Origin of the sequence: Enterobacter sp. T2, from assembly GCF_010692925.1 — a bacterium.
Lineage (GTDB): Bacteria > Pseudomonadota > Gammaproteobacteria > Enterobacterales > Enterobacteriaceae > Enterobacter > Enterobacter kobei.
The window spans coordinates 2,932,407-2,957,746 of sequence record NZ_CP048736.1 but is presented as its reverse complement, the minus strand read 5'-3'; the positions used below and the strand labels follow the sequence as shown (position 1 = coordinate 2,957,746).

The window sequence follows — 25,340 nt, the reverse complement described above, 5'->3', positions numbered from 1 at the left end:
ATCAGGTCGAAAAATAATAATGCAAGAAAGTATACAACTGGTTATTGATTCACTGCCGTATCTGCTGAAAGGTGCGGTATTCACGCTCCAGCTGAGTATTGGCGGGATGTTCTTCGGCCTCGTGCTGGGCTTCGTGCTGGCCTTAATGCGTATGTCGCCCATTCTGCCGGTACGCTGGCTGGCGCGCTTCTATATCTCCGTGTTTCGCGGTACGCCACTCATTGCTCAGCTCTTTATGATCTACTACGGTCTACCGCAATTCGGTATCGAGCTGGATCCGATCCCGGCGGCGATGATTGGTCTGTCGCTCAATACGGCGGCCTATACCTCTGAAACCCTGCGCGCGGCAATCTCGTCCATTGATAAAGGTCAGTGGGAAGCGGCGGCCAGTATCGGGATGACGCCGTGGCAAACATTGCGTCGCGCTATTTTGCCGCAGGCTGCGCGTGTGGCGCTTCCGCCGCTGAGCAACAGCTTCATCAGCCTGGTCAAAGATACCTCTCTGGCCGCAACGATTCAGGTGCCTGAACTGTTCCGTCAGGCGCAGCTTATTACCTCGCGCACCCTTGAAGTCTTCACCATGTATCTGGCTGCCTCGCTGATTTACTGGGTGATGGCAACGGTGTTGTCTGCTCTGCAAAACTATTTTGAAAACCAGCTTAACCGCCAGGAGCGTGATCCAAAATGAGTGCTATCGACGTTAAAAACCTGGTGAAAAAATTCCATGGTCAAACGGTGCTCCACGGGATCGATCTGGAAGTGGAGCAGGGCGAAGTGGTGGCGATTATCGGGCCGAGCGGGTCGGGAAAAACGACGCTGCTGCGCAGTATTAACCTGCTTGAACAGCCGGAAGGGGGCACCATCCGGGTCGGGGAGATTACGATTGATACCGGTAAATCCATCAGCCAGCAGAAAGGATTAATTCGCCGTCTGCGTCAGCATGTGGGCTTTGTGTTCCAGAACTTCAATCTTTTTCCGCACCGCACGGTACTGGAAAACATTATTGAAGGGCCGGTCATCGTAAAAGGTGAGCCAAAAGAGGACGCGACGGCGCGTGCCCGCGAGCTGCTCGCTAAAGTTGGGCTGGCAGGTAAAGAGACCAGCTATCCGCGCCGCCTGTCAGGAGGCCAGCAGCAGCGCGTGGCGATAGCGCGTGCGCTGGCGATGCGCCCTGACGTGATCCTGTTTGATGAACCGACCTCCGCGCTCGACCCCGAGCTGGTGGGCGAAGTGCTGAACACCATTCGCCAGCTGGCACAGGAAAAGCGCACGATGGTCATCGTGACCCATGAAATGAGCTTTGCTCGTGACGTGGCGGACAGGGCCATTTTCATGGACCAGGGGCGGATTGTGGAGCAGGGGCCGGCGAAAAGTTTATTTGCGGATCCTCAACAGCCACGAACCCGCCAGTTCCTTGAAAAATTCCTCATGCAGTAGCATTTTTGTCCTTATTTGCTCCGGAAATCTTTTCTGGAGCAAATTATTCTCCCTGTTGCCCCGAGCGTCTGCTTTTTTATTCCACCCGACGCAGATAAGCCTTATCAATAGTAAAGTTAATTGTGCTATTGCCGATATTTTGTGGTTAGAAATAAGTTTTATGTGTTAGGTTATATTCACCATAATAATGATTATCTTTTCAGAGGCTTCTTTTAGTAAGTATGAAGGATTCAGACTTTTTCACCTGGCGACGGGATTGCTTCCTCCGGTTTCAGGAATTGACCTGTGCCGACGAGGTATATCAGGAACTTCAGCGACAAACGCAGGCGCTTGAATTCGATTATTACGCGCTCTGCGTGCGCCATCCCGTGCCATTTACGCGACCCAAGGTCTCGTTGCAAACCACTTATCCAAAGCAGTGGATGGCGCAATATCAATCCGCGAACTATTTCGCGATTGATCCGGTTTTAAAGCCGGAGAATTTCATTCAGGGTCATCTTCCCTGGACGGACGCATTATTCGCGGATGCGCAGGAGTTATGGCATAACGCACAGGATCACGGTTTACGCACGGGAATAACGCAGTGTCTGATGCTGCCTAATCACGCGCTCGGTTTCCTCTCGGTTTCCCGTACGAGTGTGCAGGATGTGCCGTACAGGCAGGAAGAAATAGAACTACGGTTGCAAATGCTGGTGCAAATGGCATTAACCACGCTGTTGCGTTTTGAAGATGGGATGGTGATGCCGCCAGAGATGAAATTCAGCAAGCGTGAGCGGGAAATTCTGAAATGGACTGCGGAAGGGAAGACGTCAGCGGAAATAGCGATCATTCTCTCCATTTCAGAGAATACGGTTAACTTCCATCAGAAGAATATGCAGAAAAAATTCAATGCACCCAACAAAACCCAGATTGCTTGTTACGCGGCGGCAACGGGACTGATCTGATTAGAGAGTACGTTCTGCGTGACAGACGAGCGGACGGCTGAATGCAGTGCATCCAGCCGTTTTTTGTTACTGGCGGTACGCTTGTTTAATTTGCTTAACGGTGTTTGCAAATACAGCCGATTCCGCCTGGTCTTCCATCTGCGCGATTTGCTTTTCCATTTTAATGATCACACGACCAGCATCAGCCTGGCCCATCGCCTGCAGCATCAGCGTCAGCAGTGCTTTCAGGCAGTTTACTTCCTGTGCCAGTTCCTGGTAATTCTCCGCAGTGGCAAATTCAGGTGTGCTCATTTATTTTCCTCATTATTAAACGGCGCTAAAGCGCGACGACGAAAGTCAAGGCGGCGGAGTATACCACAAGCTGTAGCAAAAAATGCAGCGGTTGTTTTTCGTACTTTTACTGCGCTGTTTATTTGCGTAAACTCCGCCAGGCGGTAGACTGATGCCCTGGTATGACTATTAATTGTTTATGAGTGGTTTGCTTACCGTTAATTATTGTTACAAAAATCTGAAAACTGTTTTCCCCGAGGAAAAGGAGCAAGGTTTTTGTAACTTTTTGAATACGGATGCTTAAAAAAAAGCGCAAAAGCCCTGATGGCAAGGACTCTCTTTCCACGGACTGTACAGGCTAATTTCCAAAAACGAGAGCAAAATCGAATAGCCGATTTTTTAACGTTTTAATCTTGTGAGGAAAACCGTTAATATAAACCAAATTATCACTCAGTAGCGTTATCCCTATTCTGGAGACATTTCCTTTGATCAACGTCCTTCTTGTTGATGACCACGAACTGGTGCGCGCAGGGATACGACGCATTCTTGAAGATATAAAAGGGATTAAAGTTGCCGGAGAGGTGTGCTGTGGGGAAGATGCCGTAAAATGGTGCCGCACAAACTCCGCCGATGTGGTGCTGATGGATATGAACATGCCCGGCATCGGTGGCCTTGAGGCAACGCGCAAAATTGCGCGTACCTTCGTAGATACCAAAGTCATCATGCTGACCGTGCATACTGAAAATCCACTGCCTGCGAAAGTGATGCAGGCGGGTGCGGCCGGTTACCTGAGCAAAGGTGCCGCTCCGCAGGAGGTCGTCAATGCCATCCGCTCCGTGTTTGCCGGGCAGCGTTACATCGCCTCTGACATTGCGCAACAGATGGCTTTGAGCCAGATCGAACCCGAGAAAAACGAGTCCCCGTTTGCCAGTTTGTCTGAGCGCGAATTGCAGATTATGCTGATGATCACGAAAGGTCAGAAGGTAAATGAGATCTCGGAACAGCTGAACCTTAGCCCGAAAACGGTGAACAGCTATCGTTATCGAATGTTCAGTAAACTGAACATTCATGGTGATGTTGAACTGACTCATCTGGCCATCCGACATGGTTTATGTAATGCGGAGACGTTGTTAAGTCAGTGAGTGATGTGTTCGATTCAAAAGCATTTCTGAAAACGGTAACCAGCCAGCCTGGCGTCTATCGGATGTATGACGCTGGCGGTACGGTTATCTATGTGGGGAAGGCGAAAGACCTTAAAAAACGCCTTTCCAGCTATTTTCGCAGCAACCTTGCCTCCCGTAAGACTGAAGCGCTGGTCTCTCTCATTCATAATATTGATGTCACCGTCACGCATACCGAAACCGAAGCCCTGCTGCTTGAGCACAATTATATAAAGCTCTATCAGCCGCGCTATAACGTGCTGTTGCGGGACGATAAATCCTATCCCTTTATCTTCCTGAGTGGCGATACCCATCCGCGTCTGGCGATGCACCGTGGTGCAAAACACGCGAAGGGGGAATATTTTGGTCCTTTCCCGAATGGCTATGCCGTGCGGGAGACGCTCGCACTGCTGCAAAAAATCTTCCCGGTTCGTCAGTGCGAAAACAGTGTCTACCGTAACCGCTCGCGTCCGTGTCTGCAGTACCAGATTGGTCGCTGCCTGGGCCCCTGTGTCGCCGGGCTGGTCAGTGAAGATGAGTATGCCCAGCAGGTGGAGTATGTACGCCTGTTCTTAGCCGGAAAAGACGATCAGGTGTTAACCCAGCTGATCGCGCGGATGGAAAAAGCCAGCGCCGCACTTGAGTTTGAAGAGGCCGCACGGATCCGTGACCAAATTCAGGCGGTGCGCCGGGTCACCGAGAAACAGTTTGTCTCGAATACCGGTGACGATCTCGACGTTATCGGCGTCTCCTTTGACGCCGGAATGGCCTGTGTTCACGTGCTGTTTATCCGCCAGGGCAAAGTACTCGGCAGCCGCAGCTATTTCCCCAAAGTGCCTGGTGGCACCGAGCTGGGGGAAGTGGTGGAAACCTTTGTCGGCCAGTTCTATCTACAGGGAAGCCAGATGCGCACGCTCCCCTCGGAGATCCTGCTCGATTTCAACCTTGACGATAAAACCCTGCTGGCCGATTCGCTTTCCGAGCTGGCGGGCCGTCGGGTCAACGTACAAACCAAACCCCGCGGCGACAGGGCGCGTTATCTGAAGCTCGCGCGGACCAATGCGGCGACGGCGCTGACCACAAAATTGTCTCAGCAATCGACGGTCAGCCAGCGGTTAACCGCGCTGGCAACGCTCCTGAGGTTGCCGGAAGTGAAACGTATGGAGTGTTTCGATATCAGCCATACGATGGGTGAGCAGACGGTAGCATCCTGCGTCGTGTTTGATGCTAATGGCCCGCTGCGCGCCGAGTATCGACGCTATAACATCACCGGCATTACGCCGGGGGACGACTATGCCGCCATGAATCAGGTGCTGCGTCGTCGTTACGGTAAAGCGATTGAAGAGAGCAAGATCCCGGATGTGATCCTGATTGACGGTGGTAAAGGCCAGCTTGGCCAGGCGAAAGCGGTATTTGAATCGCTCGACGTTGAGTGGGACAAAAACCATCCGCTGCTGTTAGGTGTGGCGAAAGGGGCCGATCGTAAGGCGGGTCTGGAGACGTTGTTCTTCGAACCGGAAGGTGAGGGCTTCAGTCTGCCGCCAGACTCCCCGGCGCTGCATGTCATCCAGCATATTCGCGATGAATCGCACGACCATGCTATCAGCGGGCACCGTAAAAAACGGGCGAAGGTGAAAAATACCAGTACTCTGGAAACCATTGAGGGCGTCGGGCCAAAACGTCGCCAGATGCTGCTGAAGTATATGGGCGGATTGCAAGGATTACTCAACGCCAGCATGGAGGAAATTGCAAAAGTGCCGGGTATTTCGCAAGGGCTGGCAGAAAAGATCTACTACTCGTTGAAACATTGAGGGCTCTGTAGCAACATAGAGCTAAATTTTACTGACAACAAATAGTTACCGTCACTATGCAATATAATATCCCTACGTTGCTCACTCTCTTTCGTGTTGTACTCATTCCGTTCTTCGTGCTGGCGTTTTATCTGCCGGTTGTGTGGGCACCTTTTGCCTGCGCATTGATCTTCCTTATCGCAGCGGTAACGGACTGGTTTGATGGCTATCTGGCGCGTCGCTGGAATCAAAGCACTCGCTTCGGCGCGTTTCTCGATCCGGTAGCGGATAAGGTCATGGTTGCTATCGCGATGGTGCTGGTGGCTGAACACTATCATACCTGGTGGGTGACGCTGCCTGCGGCAACCATGATCGGCCGTGAAATCATCATTTCTGCGCTGCGTGAGTGGATGGCGGAGTTGGGTAAACGCAGCAGCGTGGCGGTCTCCTGGATCGGGAAAGTGAAAACGACCGCACAGATGGCGGCGCTGGTCTGGATGCTCTGGCGTCCAAACGCCTGGGTTGAGTGGGCGGGAATTGGTCTGCTGTGGGTAGCGGCAGTGCTGACGTTGTGGTCAATGCTGCAATATTTGAACGCTGCGCGCGGGGATTTGCTTGATCAGTGATCGTTTCGCCGTAATTTTCAGCAAACGATCCAGGGAAGCAAAAAATAACGTTGACTCATAACGTCATATCAGTAGAATGCAACGCATCGAACGGCGGCACAGCAAGCCGGACGATAATGAAATCAAGTGTTTAGAAGTTGACTTGATGACATGCGGGAATAGCTCAGTTGGTAGAGCACGACCTTGCCAAGGTCGGGGTCGCGAGTTCGAGTCTCGTTTCCCGCTCCAGATTAAAGACATGCGCAGTAGCGGGTGTCAGTTAGAAAAGTTTTACGGCGCGTTAGCAAAGCGGTTATGTAGCGGATTGCAAATCCGTCTAGTCCGGTTCGACTCCGGAACGCGCCTCCACTTTCTTCCCTGGCCGGATGGTGGAATCGGTAGACACAAGGGATTTAAAATCCCTCGGCGTTCGCGCTGTGTGGGTTCAAGTCCCACTCCGGCTACCATGGGAAAACTAGAATAAAATCAATGATAAGCAGTGTCGTATAAACCACCGAAAGGTGGTTTTTTATTGTCTATTTTTCGCCATTCGCCATTGTTTCGCCATTCGACTTCGCCACAGAAAGAGGGCATTACTGCCCCCCAACCACCGGCACTACAGATATTTTTCGGTTATATCTTGCAGTCTGCGAAGCATTTTTGTGGCCTGATATTTCCTGTTTCTCATGCAGCGTTCCTTCCAGATCAGATATCCCTTTAGCTTTCAGATCATGGAACGTGAAGTTGAATTCAAGGTCAGGATATTTTTCAGCAGCAGCCTTTTTTGCCTTCATCCATTGAGCATTGAACGCATCACGCGTATAACGAGATCCTGATTGCTGATGAATTACATAAAGGCTAACCATACCGCTGTTTAATGGTAGTTTATCTGCCATGTTAATCGCTTTTGACAGTCGTTCAGTCCAGGCCTTTATCTGGCTAACTGCTGTTTTACTTTGCTGAATTAGAATTCCTTCATCAAGGATCTGACTTTTCTTAAGGTCAAGAATGTCACCCTGACGTGCGCAGCATAAATAAGCTAACTCCATAGCGATTTTAACCGGCACCGTAGAAACGCTGAATAGTGCATCATATTCTTTGTCCGTAACATAGCGGGTGCGCGCCTGTTCCTTAAATTGCTTCACACCCTGGCAAGGATTCATCTTCACTTTTCCGCGCTCATATGCCCACCTGAACACCCTCGATATAAACGCTTTCTCTCGGTTCGCCTGGACTCTGCTTTTAACACCTCTTTTATCCATATACTTCCTGATATGCTCAGGCTTGATATTGTCTGGCTTCATCTTCCCGAAAACGATATTTACCTTTGAACCATATTTTCGGTAGTCCTTTCTTGTTTCTGTTGCTAACTCATGAAAGTCACCAGAGTTAAAAAACTCTTCACAGAGTGCGTGGAAATTTGAGCCAACCTTGATATCGTTTATGAAGTTCTCATAGGCAGCCCAGACCTGAGACTTTGTGAGATCGTGGTTGCACAATCTCACCGTTCTCCCGTCTGGAGTTCTGAACTCATAAGCTGATTTGCCCCGACGAACGCGGGGCGGCATCCAGTTATCTTCTGGGTTTTTGCGGGTTCTGGGCATTACATGTCCTTAAAGTTTGGTTCTTCTTCCTCTGGATTGTTCACTATCAACTTCATGCCAGCAGGGTTAGTTACATGATCCCATGTAGTGCCTGGTCTGCCGTCTTTTCGTGGCACGAAAAATACACCGCTTTCTTTCAGCGCGCGGCACTGAAGGGAAGGGCGACGATAACCAGTAAGCTGATAGAGGTCATCAGGGGTAAGAAAACGTTGGCTTTGTCCGCTCATCGTATAGCTCTCCACTTAACCGGCTGCACCCGGCTATCTCTTATAGAAAATGCATGATGAGCAACCACCACGGATCCCATCATTACAGGTACGACATCTTTTTGTTTCGGTGTAATAAAGCTGGTGGACCATTTCCATTGGCATGAGAACCGGCATCGGCACGCGGATAACCAGCTTTTTGAGCCTGTCTATTTCCCCGGCCAGTTCGAGGATGCGGCGGTTGCCGTATTCCGCCTCTTCACGCCACCAGTTCACGTCCGCTTTGAGGCGGCGTATGCGCCGCTGTTTGAGTTTGCTCACCATGGCAGCCACCCCATTCCCTTAAGTGCGCTTATAACCAGCAGCACGAACATAATCGCGTCGAATGGGTTAGGCATCGCGCTTCACCTTCGGAGGAGCATCCAACATGACACGCTCCATACGACGGCCGCACGCCAGGCGAACCTTGCGAGCAACTTTCTCGATCGTAAGAGCGGGTTTGCCTAGCAATGAGCACAGAATCAGGTTCGGCAGCACTATGGTGATTACGTAGCGGTTGAAGGTCACGGCTTCACCTCATGCTGCGGTGCTGCTGCAACCATGGCCTTGTATATTCCAGGAATAAGCATTCCTGTGGATGCGGCGACAGCGCCATCCTTGACCATATCAAGTGTTGCCTCAATCGGAACCATCACAAAACCATCCGGAATTACCGGAGAGTTACCATTCTCAGCCTGCCCAGCTTTCTTGCCAGCCTGAAAGCACTCACGCTGCGTCATCACGTAACCGGGATAATCCGGCATTACAGCAGCATCGCCTTCACCTACTGGAGCAGGTGGTGCAATTTCAAGTTCTGCAATGTGATTCCTTTGCCAGTCGACGAAGTCAGCAAGTGACTCGACGTTGTACTTTTTGCAGAGTAAATCGTGGATTGCTGCTTTGCGCTGAAGTTCGGCGCCTTCTTCGAGCGATGCCAGCGCGATACGCGCCAGCTTCAGTACCACTTTGGGAGTTATTTTTTCACTGAAGTGCTCTCGTGCTTTCTTGTCCGACCACACGACAGGCCACAAGACTTCTTTAGCAGCTGCTTCAATTTGCTGCAGCTGCTCTTTGGTGAATCCTCTGGTAATAGTGCTCATGATCATCCCCCTCTCAACGTCTAGCATTTCGTCGTAGTCATATTCGGTTTCAGAACCATCAGTACCGAACAGGGTAACGGTGTCATCTTCCATCCAGAATGACTTGACCGTGTAGCGCTTACCATGAGAGGTGATAACCACATCGCCAGGTTCAACGTCTTCGGCGCGTATCTGCTGTTTGTCGATGTTGCTCATTGGGCGGACTCCTCGCAGACGTGCATTTCAGGCTCATCAGCCTTGTAGTAGCCGCCGCAGATTGTGCATGGCACCATTGGCACTTCGTCGTAATTAGATGTTCCAGTAATCATGATGCTTCTCCATGACGCTGATCGGCGATAGCTTTGTGCTCGTCGATAATTTGAAGGGCCTCTGCATGGGCCAAACCTTCGAGAGATATAACACCGGTGTCGCTTATACCTGCCAGGCTGATCAGCTCTACAAGGCGACGCGCTTTCTTAACGCTAATTTCAGGAGCTATGACGCTTCGGGTAACTTTCTTCTTGCCCTTTGCGGCAGCGGAAGCTTTATCCTTCTGAAGAACCTCACCTGCCTTTTCGCCGAACTCTTTTACTCGGTCAACGGCCACATCTACGGACACGGTTCCGGATTTAACTTCTTTCTGAACGTCGTGGTTTGCTGTGCTAAGAAGCAGTAGCTTTTCGACTGTAGGAACAGACTTGTTTACCAGTTTTGCGATCTCGCTGGTGGTCTGGTTGAAAGCGTTATGCAGCTCCTGAATAACTGCAGCCTGTTCCATATCGGAGAGCGGCAACTGGTTGTTACTGGTCATGATGCGCGCCAGGCGCTGAACATCGCTACCGTTGAATGGCATGATGTGGATGCGGTCTACTGGCTTTCCAGCTTCAGCGCAGCGTGCATAGCAGCGGCGACGGCGGTGACCTTCGACAACCCATACGCCACCTTCATCACGGGCAATAACTTCCAGTGGTGGAACTGATCCGCCGTTAATCAAATAGTTGAAAAGGTCATCATCAGCCTGGCGGGTGCGGTCATCGTCTTCACGCTTGTTAAAACCTTCACGAACATGGATATCGGAAAGATCGATAAACATCCCCGTATCGGTGCGCTTAATGACCCCGGCCTTGGTCATCTGCTTGAATGAGTTAGCCATTAGAGAGCAACCTCGTTATTCAGGGAAATGACAACAGGAGTGAGCTCACGCAGTTCTCGCTGAGCTTCCAGCAGGTGCATGTTGGTAGGCGTTTTGGTGTGGCGCTCTTCGATGCGGTCACACTCTTTGGCCCAACTGGTAACATCCTCAAGCAGGGTGGCGTTCTGCTCAGCCAGTTTTTTACGCTGCGCCATCGCTTCACAGAGCGCGACGCTGGTAACATCAAGGCGTGTAGCCAGTTCGTTAACCATCCAGCCGTAAGCGGCAGGAAGGAGAGGGGCGGCCTTACGAGCTGCGTCGATAAGCAGCTCTCTGGTCATGCGTGGTTGTAACTCGGTGACGTTCTGTGTGTTCGTCATGGATAGTTTCTCCGTGTTATAAGCGCTCTGCACAGCGCTGATTTTTGGTTGCACGAATCCCTCGCCGGATGGCGACAAAAAATAATGAGGTTTCGTTTTAGTAAGCACCCAACCAGGGCACTTAGTGAAACGGGCGGCTGCCACCGCCAGTTAGCTTCTCCACAATTGGGAGCGCGTTCCCCTGAGGTTGATTTAACGACTGAGGCCTCTCAAGGAACTGGCCGAACGCGCTTTCAGTTGTGAAAAAAGTGCGGTGGCGAGTAAGGAAAATAAACAAAGCACTGCCACCGCCAAGACTACACACAGCATCTGGTACAGCTACTACGGGTTTACCACAACTGGAAGCACACTCCGTTCGTTTACTTACCTGCCATCCACAACCGATAGTTGATGGAGTGCGCTTTCATGTTGTGTGCCGGGATTCCACCGGCTCCCATCTGTTTTTTAAGCCACTCAGATATCGTCTGGGCTGTCACCTGATCGCCACGCTGGTGAAGCGTCTCTGGCTGTCGTACTTGCCTGGCTTGCACATTCCGGCTACCCGCTGGATCTGGATACTGAAAGGAATCCCCGGACCGCTGCGGCACATGTGCCATATGCCGTACTGCTTACCAACCGATGGTGTTAAACATCATCACCCCGGCGCATAATGAGTATCACCAATAGTAATTAAATGGTCAACACCTCTAGTGATAAAAATATAACGAATAGTGTTAACTTTATGATTATTAAGCTGAAAAAAGATGCAAAAAAAAGGAGCCGATTGGCTCCTTATTCGAAGATAGTTTCAGGCCATTGGGCCTTGACAACTTTGCCTATTATCCTGCAATTCTCATTACATTCAATGGCCTGATAGCGAGGGCTGGGGTTAAGAGGTTCGAGCCAAGGCTTACCGTCTTCACGAACAAATTTTTTAAAAGTGACCTCTGAATCGTTGAATATACCAGCAACGCAGAAATCACCAGGCTCAACGTCCTGTTCTGGATCTATGAGTATAAGCATTCCCTCAGGAAAGCTTGGCTTTACTCCTGGAGGCGCAGTCATTGAATGGCCTGATACCTCAAGCCAAAAGGCAGAATCACTGGCTTTAACTGTGGTTGAGACCCATTCCTTCGCGTCGCGTTCTGTGTATGAATTAACAGGGCAAAATGAGCCCGCCTGCACTTCAGTTAACAGTGGGTACTCATAAACAGAGGAATGATTCCTTCCGTTCGCAATCGCCTCAAACATAGCTGATATCTCAGCTGCAAGGGAAGGACTGAAATCATCGACTTTTACTCCGAGAATTTTAGCGAACTGCGCGGCATGAGTAGCGTTGATAGCATTTGTGCCATTCAGTAACTGAGCGACACCACTTTGTCCCATACCCATTTGCTCAGCCAAAGTCTCCTGTGAGAGCCCAAGCGCTTTTTTCTTGGACTCAAAGATAGCTTTCAGCCTGTTGGCATCGGCGATTTGTTCGGCGGTCAATGGTTTCTTTTTCATTCTCATAATTTATCACCGCACGGCATAATCACCAATCACCGCTAGTGTTGACATATTTATCACTAACAGTGATACTCCTTATGTGCAAACCACGAGGAAAACCAATGAAGATTATTCCGCTCTCTGAATATGTTTTGGAAAACGGTCAGGCCAAAACCGCTGAGGCTCTTGGGGTATACCAAAGCGCCATCAGTAAAGCCCTCAAGCGTAATCGCCGGGTAAATATCCTGGTAAACGAAGACGGGAAAATTGAAGCCGAGGAAGTTCGACCATTCCCTAACAAAAACAAACCTGTTGATCCTGACGTTGCAGTAACACCGTAACCCAGCAACCAGCATTACGTAACTACCAAAGGAAAAACAACATGGTAGAGCCAAGCCTGAAAGAAGTAGTGAAAGCGATGTGCAAAGCGTATCCCGGTGGCCGTGAGGCTATGGCCGGTGCTCTTGGCATGTCAGTAACGCAATTCAATAACAACCTGTACGAGAAGAACGGCTGCCGATTCTTCGAAGTGAACGAGCTGGAAGCGATGGAAGACATTTCTAACACGTCTCTCCTGGCTGATTACTTCGCTCAGCGTCGCGGAGCTTTGCTGGTGGACGTTCCGCAACTGGAAGACCTCGATCGCGTAGACCTGTTTACCCGCGCTATGAGAACTGCAGCAGCACGCGGTCAGGTGGATCAGATTATCCAGAAAGCCCTGGAAGACGGAGTGATTGAGCCGCATGAAGCCGAAGAGATTAACGAGCATCACCGCCGTCACCTGGCTGCGCGTGAAGAAGAAATCCGCGCGATTGTCGCGCTTTTTAGCCGTAAGAAAAGCCCAAAAAAGTGACGCCAGCGGGCGTGCAGGCCCCTGGCGTCTTGGCGTGTCGTATTCAGTGGAGAAACTAACGCATGAACAGTTTAAACCGATTGAGACCAGCGAAGCAATTCAGATGCCTTCCACTGGTGGGAAAAGACTCCCCGTTCGGCTATGTGGAGAGATTAAACGACCAGCCTGGTGAGAACAACTACCAGCCAGAGAACGCGATGGTAGAGGCTTTTGCTCAGATGAACGAGAAGGGGCGTGAAGAATGGCTGAAGTTAACCGGCGATTCAAAGACCACTACGGCGTCCCGGTCCGCGTCATCAGATGGGAGCCCGAGACTCGACGCGTTATATACCTTCGCGAAGGGTACGATCATGAGTGCTTCAGCCCTCTTGAGCAATTCCAGCGTAAATTTACAGAGTTAAAGGACGACCATGAGCCTGTTGATGCCATCCCGGCCGATAGTGATAAACCCTGACCTTGCATACAGCATTGGCCTGAACGAGGCTATTGCGTTGCAGCAGGTTAATTACTGGCTTAAAGAAACCACCTCCGGACTGGAGCGTGACGGCGTGCGCTGGATTTACAACACCAACGAGCAGTGGCTGGAGCAGTTCCCGTTCTGGTCAGAGTCTACGCTGAAGCGCACATTCACCCGCCTGAAGAACCTCGGCGTGCTCAAAGTTGAGCAGTTGAACAAGTCTCAGCGCGACATGACGAACTACTACACGATCAACTACGAAAGCGAGCTTTTAGATGAGGTCAAAGTGACTAAATCGAAGAGTTCAAATTGCACTCTTCCATCAGGTCAAAATGAACCGATGGAAGAGGTCAAAGTGGAACGCTCCATCAGGTCAAAACGAACCGCTCTCATCAGGTCAAATTGCACTGATGTTCTTACAGAGAATACAACAGAGAATACTACAGATATTAAAAAACCTATTTGTCCGGTTGCGCCGCAACCAGACGGTGATGTGTTGATCACCGATCAGGCTAAACAGGTTTTGACCCATCTGAACCAGGTAACCAGTTCGCGTTATCAGGTTTCAACAACCTCGCTGCAAAACATTCGTGCCCGAATCGGGGAAGGTTACACCGTTGAAGAGTTATCGCTGGTGGTGGATTACTGCAACGCGAAGTGGAGCGAAGACCTCACTATGTCGGCTTACCTTCGCCCACAGACTCTTTTCCAGCCAACAAAATTTCCTGGCTACCTGAAGTCAGCCAACAGCTGGGCCAAAGCTGGGCGTCCTCCTCGCGTCAACGGAGAGTGGGCCCGAGAAGATGGCGTTTTCCGTTCCAGCTTCCAGAACACTGACTACAGCAAAGTCCCTAACGGTTTCAGAGGAGCTAACTCATGAGCTTTCTCAAAACAATTCAGTTGTTCGTTGCCAATAACCCTGGGCTGACGAACAGAGAGATCGCTGCAGCACTGCCGGAGTATGCGTTGCACAGTGTTCAGCGTGCTGTATGTCGCCTTGTCATGCTTAATCGTGCTGAGCGCAAAGGCGAACGCCATAACTTCCGTTACTACGCGAAAGCGCCGGAAGGTCCTATTGGTCCGATCATCCCACGGATGCCGGTTGAGAAAGCAGAAGTAATACCTGAGCCAAAGCAGGAAGCCGCACAAAACCCAGCTGTCATTGCGATGATGGACAAGGCTAAAGAGCTATCTGACAAGGGGCTTTATCTGCGTGCAGCTACCGTTCTGATGGAGGCATTCAATCGCTCAAAGAACGAAACCGTGCGAGCAAAAATTCTCAAAGAGCGTAAGCGCTGCCTGAATATGGCGCCGAGGGTTAAAACAACCGGTGATGGTTGGTGTCTGGCTGGCCGAGCGAGGAACGTCTGATGAAATACTCTCTGATTTACGCTGACCCAGCCTGGGAATATGGCAACACCGTCAGCAACGGCGCGGCTACTAACCACTACGGCACAATGAAGCTTATCGACATGAAGCGTCTTCCGATCTGGGACCTTGCTGCCGATGATGCTGTTCTGGCTATGTGGTTCACCGGTACGCATACCCGCGAAGCCATTGAGCTGGCTGAAGCATGGGGATTTAAGGTCCGCACCATGAAGGGCTTCACCTGGGTTAAGTTCAACCCGCTGGCAGAGCAGCACATCAACAAAGCACTCCAGTCTGGCCGTGTGGAGGACTTTTACGACTTCCTCGACCTGCTGAACACGCAGACCCGCATGAACGGTGGCAACTACACCCGAGCCAATACTGAAGACCTGCTGATAGCCACCAGGGGAAATGGACTTGAGCGGCAGTGCGCAAGCATCAAGCAGGTTATTTACAGCCCACTCGGCGAGCATAGCCAAAAGCCATGGGAAGCGCGTCACCGTCTTGAAAAACTGTACGGTGACGTTCCGCGCATCGAACTCTTCAGCCGCTGCGGTGCGCCAGGCTGGGACCATTGGGGAAATCAATCTGAATTACCAGCTGTTGAGCTTATACCGGCAGTTGCCGTTCCCATGGAAAAACAACAGGAGCGCGCCGCATGAAACCTGAATTAACGCCGCGTCAGAATGAAGTTTATGAAGCTATCAAGGTTCACATTGAAAAAGTTGGCTTTCCACCAACGTTGATAGAGCTTGCTGAACTGATTGGTTGCTCATCGCAGAACGCAGCTGCTGAGCATGTGAAGGCGCTAAAGAAAAAAGGTTACCTCTCCATTGCTCCTGGCGCTGCCAGGGGCATTACCGTCGTCAAAACAGAACTGGATGCTGATCCGGTAGCGATCATTAAAGGTCTGTTATCCGGTGGAGACAAGGCAAGAGTTAACGCTGTTGAATGGCTGAAAAAACAGGGAGTGACTGTATGAAACTGGTGCTCCCGTTCCCTCCGAGCGTAAACACCTACTGGCGAGCCCCGAATAAGGGGCCGTTAAAAGGCCGCCATCTTATCAGTGCGAAAGGCAGGGCATATCAGAGTGCGGCATGCGCAGCGATTATTGAGCAACTGCGTTGCCTTCCAAAACCATCAACGTCACCAGCTGCGGTGGAGATACTTCTCTTTCCACCAGATGCACGCCGCCGCGATATCGACAACTACAACAAGGCTCTGTTTGACGCGCTTACTTACGCTGGCATCTGGGAGGATGACAGCCAGGTGCAGCGAATGCTGGTGGAGTGGGGCCCGAAAGTACCTGGTGGACGAGTAGAGATATCGATCAAGAAACATGAACCTCTGGCGGGTGCAGCCGCCTGATAAGTGGAGAAGAGCATGAATCAGATGAATATCACCGTAATGTGCCCGACTCACCACGCAGCCGCGATGGGGCAGCAGATAACAATGTCCAGCCGTGAGATTGCAAAGCTGGTCGACTCTCGGCACAGCAATGTGTGTGTGACCATCGAGCGGCTGATGAACTCGGGCGTAATTGGGGGGTATGCTGCAATGCAGTACACCCATCCACAGAACCAGCAGGTTTACCACTACTACGAAGTTAACAAGCGAGATAGCTATGTAATCGTCGCCCAGCTGTGCCCGGAGTTTACCGCCCGTCTAGTTGACCGCTGGCAGGAACTTGAGAGCGGGGCAGGAATGGCGGTACCGCAAACACTCCCTGAAGCACTCCGCCTTGCCGCCGACCTTGCTGAGCAGAAGCAACGCCTGAGTGAAGAACTGGCTATAGCAGCGCCCAAGGCAGAATTTGTTGATCGCTATGTCAAGGCCACTGGCTCAATGACGTTCCGGCAGGTTGCCAAGCTTCTTAATGCCAAAGAGCCAGAGTTCGCGATGTTCCTCATTGAGAACGGAATCATGTACCGGTTAAACCGCGTGCTTACTCCGAAGAGCAAACACATCGAAGCAGGGCGCTTTGAAGTTAAGACCGGCACAACCAACCAGACCAACTACGCATTCAATCAGTCGCGCTTTACAGCAAAGGGGGTTCGCTGGATCGGCGGCCTGTGGGCTGAACATATCGCTAAGGGGCAAATTGCGTGAGAGCCATACTGACACCTGAAGTTGCGCCAATTTCCGGGGTGGTACTGTTCCGCCCAGGTAACGAGTTGCTATGGCTGTTTCGTCGTGGCCGTGTTGTGATTGAAACGCCTTCCGAAGCAATCCAGCACCTGCCATCAGGTCTTATTCCGGAAGCGCACCAGCCACTGACAGATGATGTCAGTATGAGGGGGCTTTTCCTGAATGAGAGAGTTATTCAGCGTGCTGGTGGACTGAGTGGCCTTGATGCCTGGCTGGAACGTAAATTCGAATGTCAGTGGCCGCACAACGAATGGCACTCAAAGGACTTTACGGTAATGCGTCACGCCCCAGGAAGCATTCGCCTGTGCTGGGGTTGCGATAACCAGTTGCGTGAACAAACCACTGAAAGACTGGCAGGAATTGCCATGCAGAACCTGGTAAAATGGCTACTCGAAAGGGTGAATATTATGCTGGGCTTTAGCGCTGACCACACCCTGACGCTGCCGGAGTTCTGCTGGTGGATGGTACGCAACGATTTGGCTGACTTGATTCCTGAATCTGTGGCGAGCCAGGCACTAAGGATTAAGCCAGAAAAGCACAGTTCCGTGATGCGGGACAGCGACATTGTTCCTTCGTTACCGGCGACTGAAATCCTCCAGGAGAAGGTGAAGAGGGTTGTCTCCGTTAAGGTAGACCCTGAATCACCGGAATCTTTCATGCTGAGGCCAAAGCGCCGCCGCTGGGAGAACGATAAGTACACCCGCTGGGTGAAGTCGCAGCAGTGCAGTTGCTGCAATAACCCGGCAGATGACCCCCACCACCTGATAGGCCACGGGCAGGGTGGAATGGGTACCAAAGCGCATGACCTGTTTGTGATACCGCTGTGCAGAGCGCATCACGATGAGTTGCACGCTGATCCTGTGGCATTTGAAGCGAAGCACGGCGACCAGTTGGTGCTGTTGTTTCGGTTTTTAGATCGTGCGCTGGCAATCGGCGCACTGGCGTAAGTGGAGACGCAACATGATCAATCCTTCAGAAGTTGGCAAATCCGGCGAGATGGTTCGCCTTCGCACTCTCGAAAGCATCTGGGTACAGGGTAAGCTCCGTATGTGGGGCCGCTGGTCTTATATCGGTGGCGGCTCTGGTGGAAACATGTTCAACCAGCTGCTGGCATCGGGGAAAATCACAAAGACCGCTATCAACGATGCGCTTCGCCGCATGAAGAAATCCGGCATCACTAAACCTGAACTGGAAGCTTATCTGCGTGAAATACTCGACAGCAAAAACAAAAGCGGCCTGGTGTTCTGCTCCGACGAAGAGGGCCTTAAGGTGGATGGTGTTATTGCTTCTATCCTGATGAATGATGAATACCGTGGGTTGTATGGCGTAATTGTTGACCGTCACCGGCTGCGTAAGAGCAAACTGCAGATGGCCAACGAGCTGAATGCAAAACACCCTGACTGGACACTTATCACATGCCGACGCCGAATCGACACATGGGTAAGTTTAGCAGAATCGATCCTGTACGCTCCACTTTGTGACGCGTTTGGCACAAATAGCGACAGATTTAAGTTGCATAGTGAGCAAGAAAGTGCTTAAATTGTGGTAGGCTCGGGACAGTAAAGCGTACTGAGCAACAAATCAAAACATAAACCCGCCACTGCTGCGGGTTTTTTATTTTAAGGGCTGCCTCCGGGTGGCCTTTTTTGTTTCCCCTCGTTCTGAGAGGACTCATGGCGATGATGTATTGACCGCTAGAATGGATTAGACGTAACTTATTATTGTGGTGAATCCTTTCTAAGCGAAAGGGCGTTCCAGTCAACTGCTATCTGCAGGTATGCGCGCGGCTTTGCTGACTGGGGTAGAGTCACCGGGAGGCACCCGGCACCATGACAACAACAATACAGTTTCAAATTCCTTGAGAGCCTGCCGTAAAAAGCAGGCCTTTTTTTATGAATTTGCAAACTGCTGCTACGCTTGAAATGTGTGTTGAAGGTAATTGCCTGATGGTTCTCCTGAACCGTTGTGAACCAGCCCGATACTGTCTCACTCAGGTCAGTTAGCAAGACTCACGACTACCTACCTTACTTACTAATAGTCACTCATTAGCCCGCCTTCAAAAGCGGGCTTTTTTTATTCCCCTCATCACTGAGAGGATTCACGGCAATAAGAGGGGGACTAGATGTCCGATCCTGTTTCTGGCACGACAGTAGCGGCTGGTGGTCTGATGGGGGCCAGCATGTTCGGCCTGGCAACCGGCATAGATTACGGTGTGGTGTTTGGCGCATTCGCTGGTGCGGTGTTCTACGTCGCTACGGCGGTTAATATCAGTCGCCTTAAGCTGGTGGGCTACTTCATCACCTCATTCATCTTCGGCGTTATCGGCGCGCCACTGCTTGGCTCTTACTTCTCCAAATGGACGGGGTATAGCGACAGGCCACTTGATGCGCTGGGCGCGGTAATCGTAGCCGCTATTGCTATTAAGCTGCTGACGTTCGTCAACAGTCAGGATTTGGGTAGCCTGTTTGGAATTCTCTCGCGTTTACGTGGTGGAGGGGCCAGCAATGGTAACAAGTGATCCGAGTGCGATGGCAAACGCAATTATCTCTGCTGTTATCGTTATTGCACTGATGTTCTACCAGCGCGGCGGGGCGAGACATCGCCCTCTGATATCGCTGATGGCTTATTTCACGGTGCTGGTATACGCCAGCGTCCCTTTCCGTTACCTGTTCGGCCTGTACCATGAATCGCACTGGTTCGTGGTGCTGGTGAATGTCCTGATATGCGCCGCCGTTCTCTGGGCTCGGGGAAACGTAGCACGAATCATTGACGTCCTGAGGCATTCGCATGACCAAAGACGAAATTTTTAATGCCATCCTCGGTAAAGAGGGCGGCTACGTTAATCACCCTGACGATAAGGGCGGCCCAACTAACTGGGGAATCACACAAGCGGTAGCTCGCGCCCACGGATTCACCGGGGATATGCGAAACCTGACCCGCCAACAGGCGCTGGATATCCTGACTGCTGACTACTGGACAGGTCCACGCTTCGATCTTGTTTCTGAGGTATCTCCAGCCATCGCCGCAGAACTGTGCGATACCGGCGTTAACATGGGCCCATCGGTTCAGACCAAATGGTTTCAGCGCTGGCTTAACGTGTTCAACATTCAGGGCGCGCTCTATCCCGATCTGATTGCAGATGGTTTTATTGGTCCGCGAACTATCAGCGCGTTAAAAAGCTATCTTTCCCGGCGAGGAAAAGAGGGTGAGCTGGTTATGCTTCGGGCCCTGAATTGTAGCCAGGGTCAGCGTTATCTCGAACTGGCAGAACAGCGCAGCGCTAATGAGACGTTTGTTTACGGATGGGTAAGGGAACGGGTGGCCATATGACTATGGAACTGATTATTGGACTGGCTGTTGCTGTTCTCGGTGCTATAGCTGCTGCTTTCGGCTTTGGTCATGCTTCAGGAACAACAAAAACGGAAGCGAAGTTTCAGAAGCAAAATACCGAAGAAAAAGCCGCAGCCACTGAAGCTGTAGCCGAACGCCGGGTAGAAGCAACGAAAGAGGCCAGCCATGTACAGCAGACTGTTAACCGCATGCCTGATGACGATGTTGATCGCGAGCTGCGTAACACGTGGAAGCGTCCCGGTGGTGGTTGATACTGCCTGTGACTGGGTAAAACCAATCTACCTGACCGATCACGACATCGACGTTATGGACCGCCAGACGAAGAAAGACATCCTGGCGCATAACAAAGCGTGGCAGGCGAACTGCCATGCATCTAATTTAAAGCATTAAGCTGAAATCTATTTTTTAAGAAACGTTTCTTCAGCACTTAAAAGGTATGATTCGTAAAATTTAATTCCTAATTCAGCTATATCTATAGGGTTTTTACTTTTCAGGTCTTCACCCAAATGTGAGTTCGGAGGGTTGTAGGTAACGCCTCTATTTCTGCATGGAATGGCCTCTACTGAACCAGGAATAACATCAATTCTGATGGGTGAACTGGATACAATATTAACATTACCATTTTCATCAATGCTTAATGAATCAAGATTAAGTATGCCTCCTGGTATGGCAGGATTTATGCCAAATCCACCGGAAACATACTTGGAAATATCTGCAATTCCATGGTGGACAGAATTACGTGCCTGTTTGAGATAGATAAGCAAACTATCTGTAGCACGAAGATGATTTGCTCTAGATGAGAATGATGGGTATTTCTTGTGAGGTTCAGCGGCAACTTTAATCCTGCTGAAAATGTTTTCAATTCGGCTTAAAAAATCACTCCATGCCTCATCATACTCATCATATGATTTTGCCGCTTTCATACGCTCAATACATCGTTTTGCCCTGTTTAACTCTTTCTTGGCTGGAGCAAGATCCATTTTCATTCACCACTTTTTGAAGATAGATAAGTGCATTCAAATTAGCGCTTCATTTAACATTATTCAATGAGGTTTATATGCAGGTCACTATTGATGGTGTTCCGTATGCGCCTGCCTGCGCCATTTCATCGTGGATTGGGATTGCAATAACGACACACCAGCGCGCCGACGTATTGAAAAGAGCGCTTGAACAGCACATGAAACACCTGCCAGCCGGAGCGCTGCTGGTTGTTGTCGATGATGGTTCAAAACCTGCAGCGTTAGTTACCAACGGCGTGCAGCTGCTTCGACATGAAACATCACTCGGCATTGTTGCTTCGAAGAATGCCAGCCTGTCAGCTCTGATGGATGCCGGGTGCGAGCATCTTTTCTTGTGGGATGATGACGCCTGGCCCATCGCAGATAACTGGCACCTCCCTTACATCGAATCACCGGAGCCGCATCTGGCTTATCAGTTTCTCGATCTGGCTGGCCGCAATAAGCTGAATGACCTTTCGGTGCTATACCGTGACGATCAGCATGTGGCGTATACCGGGCAGCGCGGCGTGATGCTGTACTACCACCGCAGCGCCATCGAGAAGGTGGGCGGATTCGATCCGGTTTACGGTCGCGGCATGTACGAACACAGCGACCTCGCCCTGCGGATTCATAACGCTGGCCTCACGACGTGGGCTTACGCTGATGTCGTCGGTTCAGAAAAGCTGATTCATTCTCTTGATGAGCATGAAGCGGTGGAGCGTTCGGTACCGAGGCCCGACCGCCAGGCGCTGGTGGAACGTAATGTGAAGATCCACAACGCACGACGTGATACCGGCTTTACCGGTTACGTTGAATATCGGCGTCAGCGCGACGTGGTTATCACTACGTTACTGACCAGCCAGCCTGACCCTCAGCGCGGTACGAAAATGACCGCCTCTCCTGACATGCTGGCTAAATGGGCCTCATCGCTTCGGAATTGCGGCCGTATCACGCTGGTGGATGAACTGCAGACAGCCCCGGCAGATGTTGAACTTCACCGCGTCCCTGACGTGCAGATGAATGTCTATTTCCGGCGCTGGCTGCACGTCTGGCAGCATCTGCGAGATCATCCTGAATACCGTTTCGTCTGGTGTACTGATGGGACCGATGTCGAAATGCTTCGCGCACCGTGGGAAGAAATGCAGAGCGGTAATGTTTATGTCGGTTCAGAACCGAAGACATACGCCGACGCATGGGCAAAGCAGAATCATCCTGAGCGTATCTATCAGGAGTTCATCGAAGCGCACCGCAACGATGTGATGCTTAACGCTGGCCTGCTGGGTGGCACCCGCACTGATGTAATGGCGTTCGCTCACGGCATTATCCGTCTTTACTACCGGATCGAGAGTTATCGTTTCTGGAAGAAAGAACAGGCTGGCGCTGCGGTGGGTGACATGCTGGCGTTCGGTATTGTTGCGCAATCATTCGCTGACAGGCTGGTCACCGGCCCTCTGGTTCACACTGTTTTCAAAACTGATGGTATCGGCACAGAGTGCGCCTGGTGGAAACATAAATAACAGGAGGTCTTATGATTTCGTATATGGTTGAGTTTCCGACTCAAAAGTCTGTAGGTTTCAAAATTGATGGTTACTCTTCAGCAGAAGGGCTGGGCTGTAAAATAGTTGAGACAATTGGCGGTGATGTCAAAGTTCAACTCGATAAGAAAACAATGCTGACTGTGCCTTATCGTGAAGACATTACGGCAGACTTCACTCTTGAAGGTTACAAGCAGCGCGCAACGCTTCATGCCGAAGCTGTGGTATCGAAGCTTGTAGAAGCGGCCCAAGAGCAGACCGCTAAAGTTTTTGAAGGTGAAATTAATGTAACTTAAGCTGGTGGTCAGTCCCTAAATTGTACATGTGAACAGTTTATTGTTCAGGTTGAGGGTTGAAGTGCGAATAAAGAGCCGCTTCTTCTTTCAGACCGAACCGTTCCAAATCTTTGATGAATTCATTGCGTTGGAGTGGTGGAAATTTAGCAAGTAGAACTCCGACAACAAACTTCAATCTGGCCAATTCCTCATTAACTTCCTCGAAGCTCTTTGTATTTGCTTTGGGTTTAACCTTAATTTCATGATTAGACATAACATATCCTTTTGCTGAGAGGTAATCAGCCATCCCTCCGCGTTGAATGCGCCAGTGTCCCACCACTGACGGGCTGAATGCTTACCTTAACCAGGGTTAAAACGAAGCAACACCCTGATATATAGACAGTAGCCGCCATCGTGCGGCTTTTTTTATGGAGATTTGCTGGTGGCTGAAGAGTTTAAGTTCTGCGTTGTAGGCCATCACGCCCGTCGGCAACAGGCGGAAGCGCTGGCTTTAAGCATCAGTGCCCATCTTCTAATTGATGAAGGCGACGGTGGGGCCAATGCTAACCATCGCCGTGCACTTGAATGGGCTACCTGCCAACCATGCCGGGTAGTGGTGTGTGAGGACGACGCGGTTCCTGTGCAGGGTTTCACCGATAAGGTGACTGACTGGCTGGTGCGCTTCCCTGACTACATGCTGAGCTTTTATCTCGGTACCGGCCGCCCACCTCAGTATCAAATGCAGATAGCCGAACGGCTGATTGTTGCTGATAAGACACGGTCTGACTACATCACGCTGTCGCGACTGATACACGGTGTCTGCTACAGCGTCCCACAGCAACACATTGAACGTGTGCTGGCTCGGTGGGACAGCAGCAAGCCTGCCGATTATGCCGTGGGTGATGCCTATGGCGGCGCTGTGGTGTATCCGTGTTACTCGCTGGTGGATCACGCTGACCTCCCGACGGTTGAGCGTCACCCTGACAACGAGCCGAGGACGGAACGCCGCCGCGCATGGAGACTGGCATGAACAAAGAGCCCCGCGTATATGGCAGCCGATGGGATAAGGCCCGTCTGCGTTTCCTGCAGCAGCACCCACTATGTGTGATGTGCGAGCAGCAGGGGCGCATTACCCCAGCAACGGTGGTTGACCATATCGAGCCCCACAAACTCAAAGATGCGCTTAAGTCAGGTAACGCGCTGGCCATATCGAAAGCACAACTCCTGTTCTGGAGTAAAGAGAACTGGCAGCCACTGTGCAAAGCGCATCATGACTCAACGAAACAGAGAATGGAGAAGAGCGGCGCGGTAATAGGCTGTGATGCCAACGGCTACCCGCTCGATCCTGCGTCTCACTGGAGCACGTAATGAAAGACCTCATCATTGAATATCGCGACGGTAAGTTTGTTCAGCTGGCGATTGATGGCGTGGAGATGAAGAACGTGACATCCATTCAGTTCTCGCACGCTGTAGGGCAGGAGGTGCCGACAGTGACCGTCTCAGGGCATGTTGTCTCCGGGCGTGGGAAAGGCACTCAGAAACTCGAACAGGTAGACAAACATTCGGCATAGCGCGGCGGCGGCAAGTCGATTACCAATTATGTGAAATCATTTCAAATGCAACGATATCAAATGAGAATGAATCGCATCAGGGCAGGGGGGGATCAAATCTTCAAAACCTTTGCCCCAAATGACCGCCGCCAAAGTTTGATTTTAACGCTAACCCGATTTTTTTAGTTTTAAGGTGTTGACATATGGCAGATAAACGAACCCGTTCCGACAGTTCGGCGGCAGCGGTTCAGGCTATGAAAAATGCAGCAGTGGACACCATCGATCCTCCGTCCCATGCAGGTTTGGAAAAAAAAGCCGAACCATTCTGGCATGACAATATCAGATCAAAAGCTCTGGACAGCTGGACGCCGGCCGACCTTCTGGCCGCTGTAGAACTGGCAAATAACCAGCTCTATATAACGGTTTTACGTAAGGATTTACGCAAAGAAGAGCGAACACGCGGAGAGGGCCGCGACGAAGGGCTTATCAAAGACCTCCGCAAACAAATTGTTGAGCTACAGCGAACTATTCTGGCCCAGCGCCGTGACCTCCAGATCCATTCCCACGCAACCAACGGCGAAAGCCGCGACCAGAAGAAACGCAATCAGAATGATCGTGATGCACGAAACACCAAAACCGAGCATCAGGACCAGGACGACAACCTGATCGCCTTTCCCAAGCACGGATAAAAG

At 51.0% G+C, this 25,340-nt stretch carries 40 protein-coding genes, 3 tRNA genes and 1 pseudogene; 31 read left to right on the top strand and 13 right to left on the bottom strand.

Features of this window, described 5'->3' with window-relative positions; all coding sequences use genetic code 11:
- Window positions 1-19 precede the first annotated feature (19 nt).
- The 3 genes from tcyL to sdiA all read left to right on the top strand — a co-directional run bounded on the left by tcyL (window position 20) and on the right by sdiA (window position 2,381).
- The gene (gene tcyL, locus G0034_RS14250; protein WP_014884380.1) at window positions 20-688 is read left to right on the top strand and encodes a cystine ABC transporter permease; all 669 of its coding nucleotides are present in this window, start codon (window positions 20-22) and stop codon (window positions 686-688) included.
- Complete coding sequence (tcyN, locus tag G0034_RS14245; RefSeq protein ID WP_014884379.1) at window positions 685-1,437, top strand: L-cystine ABC transporter ATP-binding protein TcyN; 753 nt, start codon at window positions 685-687, stop codon at window positions 1,435-1,437. Before tcyL ends, tcyN begins: the two co-directional genes overlap by 4 nt.
- A 221-nt stretch (window positions 1,438-1,658) precedes the next feature.
- Complete coding sequence (gene sdiA / locus G0034_RS14240) at window positions 1,659-2,381, top strand: quorum-sensing transcriptional regulator SdiA (protein ID WP_014884378.1); 723 nt, start codon at window positions 1,659-1,661, stop codon at window positions 2,379-2,381.
- Window positions 2,382-2,447: 66 nt separating this feature from the next.
- On the opposite strand, the gene G0034_RS14235 is transcribed toward sdiA, so the two are convergent.
- Entirely contained in the window at window positions 2,448-2,672 is a 225-nt protein-coding gene (locus tag G0034_RS14235; protein WP_179120997.1) for a DUF2594 family protein, read from the bottom strand.
- 25 nt (window positions 2,673-2,697) lie between these two features.
- Window positions 2,698-2,766: pseudogene (locus G0034_RS23675) on the bottom strand (hypothetical protein); the annotation flags it as partial.
- Window positions 2,767-3,136: 370 nt separating this feature from the next.
- Between G0034_RS23675 and uvrY the strand changes: the two are divergent.
- From uvrY to G0034_RS14205, 6 genes are all read left to right on the top strand, one after another.
- The gene (gene uvrY, locus G0034_RS14230) at window positions 3,137-3,793 is read left to right on the top strand and encodes a UvrY/SirA/GacA family response regulator transcription factor (protein WP_023330806.1); all 657 of its coding nucleotides are present in this window, start codon (window positions 3,137-3,139) and stop codon (window positions 3,791-3,793) included.
- Window positions 3,790-5,622 (top strand): excinuclease ABC subunit UvrC, encoded by a 1,833-nt coding sequence (gene uvrC, locus G0034_RS14225; RefSeq protein ID WP_179120996.1) that lies wholly within the window; start codon window positions 3,790-3,792, stop codon window positions 5,620-5,622. The genes uvrY and uvrC overlap by 4 nt, the downstream gene beginning before the upstream one ends.
- 56 nt (window positions 5,623-5,678) lie before the next feature.
- Window positions 5,679-6,227: a CDP-diacylglycerol--glycerol-3-phosphate 3-phosphatidyltransferase gene (gene pgsA / locus G0034_RS14220; RefSeq protein WP_008500348.1), complete on the top strand. Its 549-nt coding sequence runs from the start codon at window positions 5,679-5,681 to the stop codon at window positions 6,225-6,227.
- Between the two features lie 152 nt (window positions 6,228-6,379).
- Window positions 6,380-6,455: transfer RNA gene (locus G0034_RS14215), tRNA-Gly, on the top strand.
- Between the two features lie 46 nt (window positions 6,456-6,501).
- Window positions 6,502-6,575, top strand: a tRNA-Cys gene (locus G0034_RS14210).
- Window positions 6,576-6,586: 11 nt separating this feature from the next.
- A tRNA-Leu gene (locus G0034_RS14205) sits at window positions 6,587-6,673 on the top strand.
- A gap of 126 nt (window positions 6,674-6,799) precedes the next feature.
- On the opposite strand, the gene G0034_RS14200 is transcribed toward G0034_RS14205, so the two are convergent.
- The 9 genes from G0034_RS14200 to G0034_RS14165 form a co-directional block, all read right to left on the bottom strand.
- Window positions 6,800-7,810 (bottom strand): tyrosine-type recombinase/integrase, encoded by a 1,011-nt coding sequence (locus G0034_RS14200; RefSeq protein ID WP_179120995.1) that lies wholly within the window; start codon window positions 7,808-7,810, stop codon window positions 6,800-6,802.
- Window positions 7,810-8,037 carry a DUF4224 domain-containing protein gene (locus tag G0034_RS14195; RefSeq protein ID WP_179120994.1) on the bottom strand — a complete coding sequence of 76 codons (228 nt, stop codon included), beginning with the start codon at window positions 8,035-8,037 and terminating at the stop codon, window positions 7,810-7,812. The genes G0034_RS14200 and G0034_RS14195 overlap by 1 nt, the downstream gene beginning before the upstream one ends.
- A 33-nt stretch (window positions 8,038-8,070) precedes the next feature.
- Window positions 8,071-8,340, bottom strand: coding sequence for a hypothetical protein (locus tag G0034_RS14190; protein ID WP_179120993.1), 270 nt, complete (start codon window positions 8,338-8,340; stop codon window positions 8,071-8,073).
- Window positions 8,341-8,406: 66 nt separating this feature from the next.
- A complete protein-coding gene (locus G0034_RS23430) occupies window positions 8,407-8,583 on the bottom strand; it encodes a hypothetical protein (protein WP_286079220.1) in 177 nt (58 codons plus the stop codon).
- Window positions 8,580-9,350: a hypothetical protein gene (locus G0034_RS23425; RefSeq protein ID WP_286079219.1), complete on the bottom strand. Its 771-nt coding sequence runs from the start codon at window positions 9,348-9,350 to the stop codon at window positions 8,580-8,582. Before G0034_RS23425 ends, G0034_RS23430 begins: the two co-directional genes overlap by 4 nt.
- A gap of 109 nt (window positions 9,351-9,459) precedes the next feature.
- A complete protein-coding gene (locus G0034_RS14180) occupies window positions 9,460-10,287 on the bottom strand; it encodes a ParB-like helix-turn-helix domain-containing protein (protein ID WP_179120992.1) in 828 nt (275 codons plus the stop codon).
- On the bottom strand, window positions 10,287-10,646 hold the full coding sequence (locus G0034_RS14175) for a hypothetical protein (protein ID WP_286079218.1): 360 nt from the start codon (window positions 10,644-10,646) through the stop codon (window positions 10,287-10,289). Before G0034_RS14175 ends, G0034_RS14180 begins: the two co-directional genes overlap by 1 nt.
- Window positions 10,647-11,005: 359 nt before the next feature.
- Window positions 11,006-11,176 carry a hypothetical protein gene (locus G0034_RS14170; protein ID WP_179120990.1) on the bottom strand — a complete coding sequence of 57 codons (171 nt, stop codon included), beginning with the start codon at window positions 11,174-11,176 and terminating at the stop codon, window positions 11,006-11,008.
- A 241-nt stretch (window positions 11,177-11,417) separates the two neighbouring features.
- A complete protein-coding gene (locus G0034_RS14165; RefSeq protein WP_032645236.1) occupies window positions 11,418-12,137 on the bottom strand; it encodes a LexA family protein in 720 nt (239 codons plus the stop codon).
- A 98-nt stretch (window positions 12,138-12,235) separates the two neighbouring features.
- Here G0034_RS14165 and G0034_RS14160 point away from each other — a divergent pair, with 98 nt between their 5' ends.
- From G0034_RS14160 to G0034_RS14085, 16 genes are all read left to right on the top strand, one after another.
- Window positions 12,236-12,454, top strand: a complete 219-nt coding sequence (locus G0034_RS14160) for a Cro/CI family transcriptional regulator (RefSeq protein WP_023337114.1) — start codon at window positions 12,236-12,238, stop codon at window positions 12,452-12,454.
- Window positions 12,455-12,495: 41 nt separating this feature from the next.
- Window positions 12,496-12,966 (top strand): YmfL family putative regulatory protein, encoded by a 471-nt coding sequence (locus G0034_RS14155; RefSeq protein WP_086527742.1) that lies wholly within the window; start codon window positions 12,496-12,498, stop codon window positions 12,964-12,966.
- Between the two features lie 241 nt (window positions 12,967-13,207).
- On the top strand, window positions 13,208-13,420 hold the full coding sequence (locus G0034_RS14150; RefSeq protein WP_071788893.1) for a DUF4222 domain-containing protein: 213 nt from the start codon (window positions 13,208-13,210) through the stop codon (window positions 13,418-13,420).
- The gene (locus G0034_RS14145; RefSeq protein WP_179120989.1) at window positions 13,377-14,303 is read left to right on the top strand and encodes a conserved phage C-terminal domain-containing protein; all 927 of its coding nucleotides are present in this window, start codon (window positions 13,377-13,379) and stop codon (window positions 14,301-14,303) included. Before G0034_RS14150 ends, G0034_RS14145 begins: the two co-directional genes overlap by 44 nt.
- A complete protein-coding gene (locus tag G0034_RS14140; protein ID WP_179120988.1) occupies window positions 14,300-14,794 on the top strand; it encodes a hypothetical protein in 495 nt (164 codons plus the stop codon). Before G0034_RS14145 ends, G0034_RS14140 begins: the two co-directional genes overlap by 4 nt.
- Window positions 14,794-15,453, top strand: a complete 660-nt coding sequence (locus G0034_RS14135; RefSeq protein WP_179120987.1) for an MT-A70 family methyltransferase — start codon at window positions 14,794-14,796, stop codon at window positions 15,451-15,453. Before G0034_RS14140 ends, G0034_RS14135 begins: the two co-directional genes overlap by 1 nt.
- Complete coding sequence (locus tag G0034_RS14130; RefSeq protein WP_023338484.1) at window positions 15,450-15,773, top strand: LexA family protein; 324 nt, start codon at window positions 15,450-15,452, stop codon at window positions 15,771-15,773. The genes G0034_RS14135 and G0034_RS14130 overlap by 4 nt, the downstream gene beginning before the upstream one ends.
- Window positions 15,770-16,159: a RusA family crossover junction endodeoxyribonuclease gene (locus G0034_RS14125; RefSeq protein WP_179120986.1), complete on the top strand. Its 390-nt coding sequence runs from the start codon at window positions 15,770-15,772 to the stop codon at window positions 16,157-16,159. The genes G0034_RS14130 and G0034_RS14125 overlap by 4 nt, the downstream gene beginning before the upstream one ends.
- A gap of 24 nt (window positions 16,160-16,183) precedes the next feature.
- Window positions 16,184-16,900 (top strand): phage antirepressor KilAC domain-containing protein, encoded by a 717-nt coding sequence (locus tag G0034_RS14120; RefSeq protein ID WP_353505765.1) that lies wholly within the window; start codon window positions 16,184-16,186, stop codon window positions 16,898-16,900.
- Window positions 16,897-17,886, top strand: a complete 990-nt coding sequence (locus G0034_RS14115) for a DUF968 domain-containing protein (RefSeq protein ID WP_179120984.1) — start codon at window positions 16,897-16,899, stop codon at window positions 17,884-17,886. The genes G0034_RS14120 and G0034_RS14115 overlap by 4 nt, the downstream gene beginning before the upstream one ends.
- Before the next feature lie 13 nt (window positions 17,887-17,899).
- On the top strand, window positions 17,900-18,478 hold the full coding sequence (locus G0034_RS14110; protein WP_179120983.1) for a DUF1133 family protein: 579 nt from the start codon (window positions 17,900-17,902) through the stop codon (window positions 18,476-18,478).
- Between the two features lie 583 nt (window positions 18,479-19,061).
- On the top strand, window positions 19,062-19,457 hold the full coding sequence (locus tag G0034_RS14105) for a phage holin family protein (RefSeq protein ID WP_022648767.1): 396 nt from the start codon (window positions 19,062-19,064) through the stop codon (window positions 19,455-19,457).
- A complete protein-coding gene (locus tag G0034_RS14100) occupies window positions 19,444-19,749 on the top strand; it encodes a phage holin family protein (RefSeq protein ID WP_049110993.1) in 306 nt (101 codons plus the stop codon). Before G0034_RS14105 ends, G0034_RS14100 begins: the two co-directional genes overlap by 14 nt.
- Window positions 19,727-20,269: a glycoside hydrolase family 108 protein gene (locus G0034_RS14095; RefSeq protein WP_062939319.1), complete on the top strand. Its 543-nt coding sequence runs from the start codon at window positions 19,727-19,729 to the stop codon at window positions 20,267-20,269. Before G0034_RS14100 ends, G0034_RS14095 begins: the two co-directional genes overlap by 23 nt.
- Window positions 20,266-20,541 (top strand): hypothetical protein, encoded by a 276-nt coding sequence (locus tag G0034_RS14090; RefSeq protein ID WP_179120982.1) that lies wholly within the window; start codon window positions 20,266-20,268, stop codon window positions 20,539-20,541. Before G0034_RS14095 ends, G0034_RS14090 begins: the two co-directional genes overlap by 4 nt.
- Window positions 20,492-20,680, top strand: a complete 189-nt coding sequence (locus tag G0034_RS14085; RefSeq protein WP_148369449.1) for a hypothetical protein — start codon at window positions 20,492-20,494, stop codon at window positions 20,678-20,680. Before G0034_RS14090 ends, G0034_RS14085 begins: the two co-directional genes overlap by 50 nt.
- 8 nt (window positions 20,681-20,688) lie before the next feature.
- On the opposite strand, the gene G0034_RS14080 is transcribed toward G0034_RS14085, so the two are convergent.
- Window positions 20,689-21,276: a hypothetical protein gene (locus G0034_RS14080; protein WP_148369445.1), complete on the bottom strand. Its 588-nt coding sequence runs from the start codon at window positions 21,274-21,276 to the stop codon at window positions 20,689-20,691.
- Window positions 21,277-21,347: 71 nt separating this feature from the next.
- Here G0034_RS14080 and G0034_RS14075 point away from each other — a divergent pair, with 71 nt between their 5' ends.
- Together G0034_RS14075 and G0034_RS14070 are read left to right on the top strand one after the other, a co-directional pair.
- Window positions 21,348-22,805, top strand: a complete 1,458-nt coding sequence (locus tag G0034_RS14075; protein WP_179120981.1) for a glycosyltransferase family 2 protein — start codon at window positions 21,348-21,350, stop codon at window positions 22,803-22,805.
- Window positions 22,806-22,816: 11 nt separating this feature from the next.
- On the top strand, window positions 22,817-23,119 hold the full coding sequence (locus G0034_RS14070; RefSeq protein ID WP_062676939.1) for a hypothetical protein: 303 nt from the start codon (window positions 22,817-22,819) through the stop codon (window positions 23,117-23,119).
- Between the two features lie 37 nt (window positions 23,120-23,156).
- Here the strand turns inward: G0034_RS14070 and G0034_RS14065 are convergent, their stop codons facing one another.
- Window positions 23,157-23,372 (bottom strand): hypothetical protein, encoded by a 216-nt coding sequence (locus tag G0034_RS14065; RefSeq protein WP_112000974.1) that lies wholly within the window; start codon window positions 23,370-23,372, stop codon window positions 23,157-23,159.
- A 165-nt stretch (window positions 23,373-23,537) separates the two neighbouring features.
- On the opposite strand from G0034_RS14065, the gene G0034_RS14060 reads away from it, so the two are divergent.
- The 4 genes from G0034_RS14060 to G0034_RS14045 all read left to right on the top strand — a co-directional run bounded on the left by G0034_RS14060 (window position 23,538) and on the right by G0034_RS14045 (window position 25,337).
- Complete coding sequence (locus G0034_RS14060) at window positions 23,538-24,128, top strand: hypothetical protein (RefSeq protein ID WP_062676948.1); 591 nt, start codon at window positions 23,538-23,540, stop codon at window positions 24,126-24,128.
- Window positions 24,125-24,466 carry an HNH endonuclease signature motif containing protein gene (locus G0034_RS14055; protein WP_058651208.1) on the top strand — a complete coding sequence of 114 codons (342 nt, stop codon included), beginning with the start codon at window positions 24,125-24,127 and terminating at the stop codon, window positions 24,464-24,466. Before G0034_RS14060 ends, G0034_RS14055 begins: the two co-directional genes overlap by 4 nt.
- On the top strand, window positions 24,466-24,669 hold the full coding sequence (locus G0034_RS14050; protein WP_047362834.1) for a hypothetical protein: 204 nt from the start codon (window positions 24,466-24,468) through the stop codon (window positions 24,667-24,669). Before G0034_RS14055 ends, G0034_RS14050 begins: the two co-directional genes overlap by 1 nt.
- A 182-nt stretch (window positions 24,670-24,851) precedes the next feature.
- The gene (locus G0034_RS14045) at window positions 24,852-25,337 is read left to right on the top strand and encodes a phage terminase small subunit, hendrixvirinae-type (protein WP_049121647.1); all 486 of its coding nucleotides are present in this window, start codon (window positions 24,852-24,854) and stop codon (window positions 25,335-25,337) included.
- Window positions 25,338-25,340: the final 3 nt, after the last annotated feature.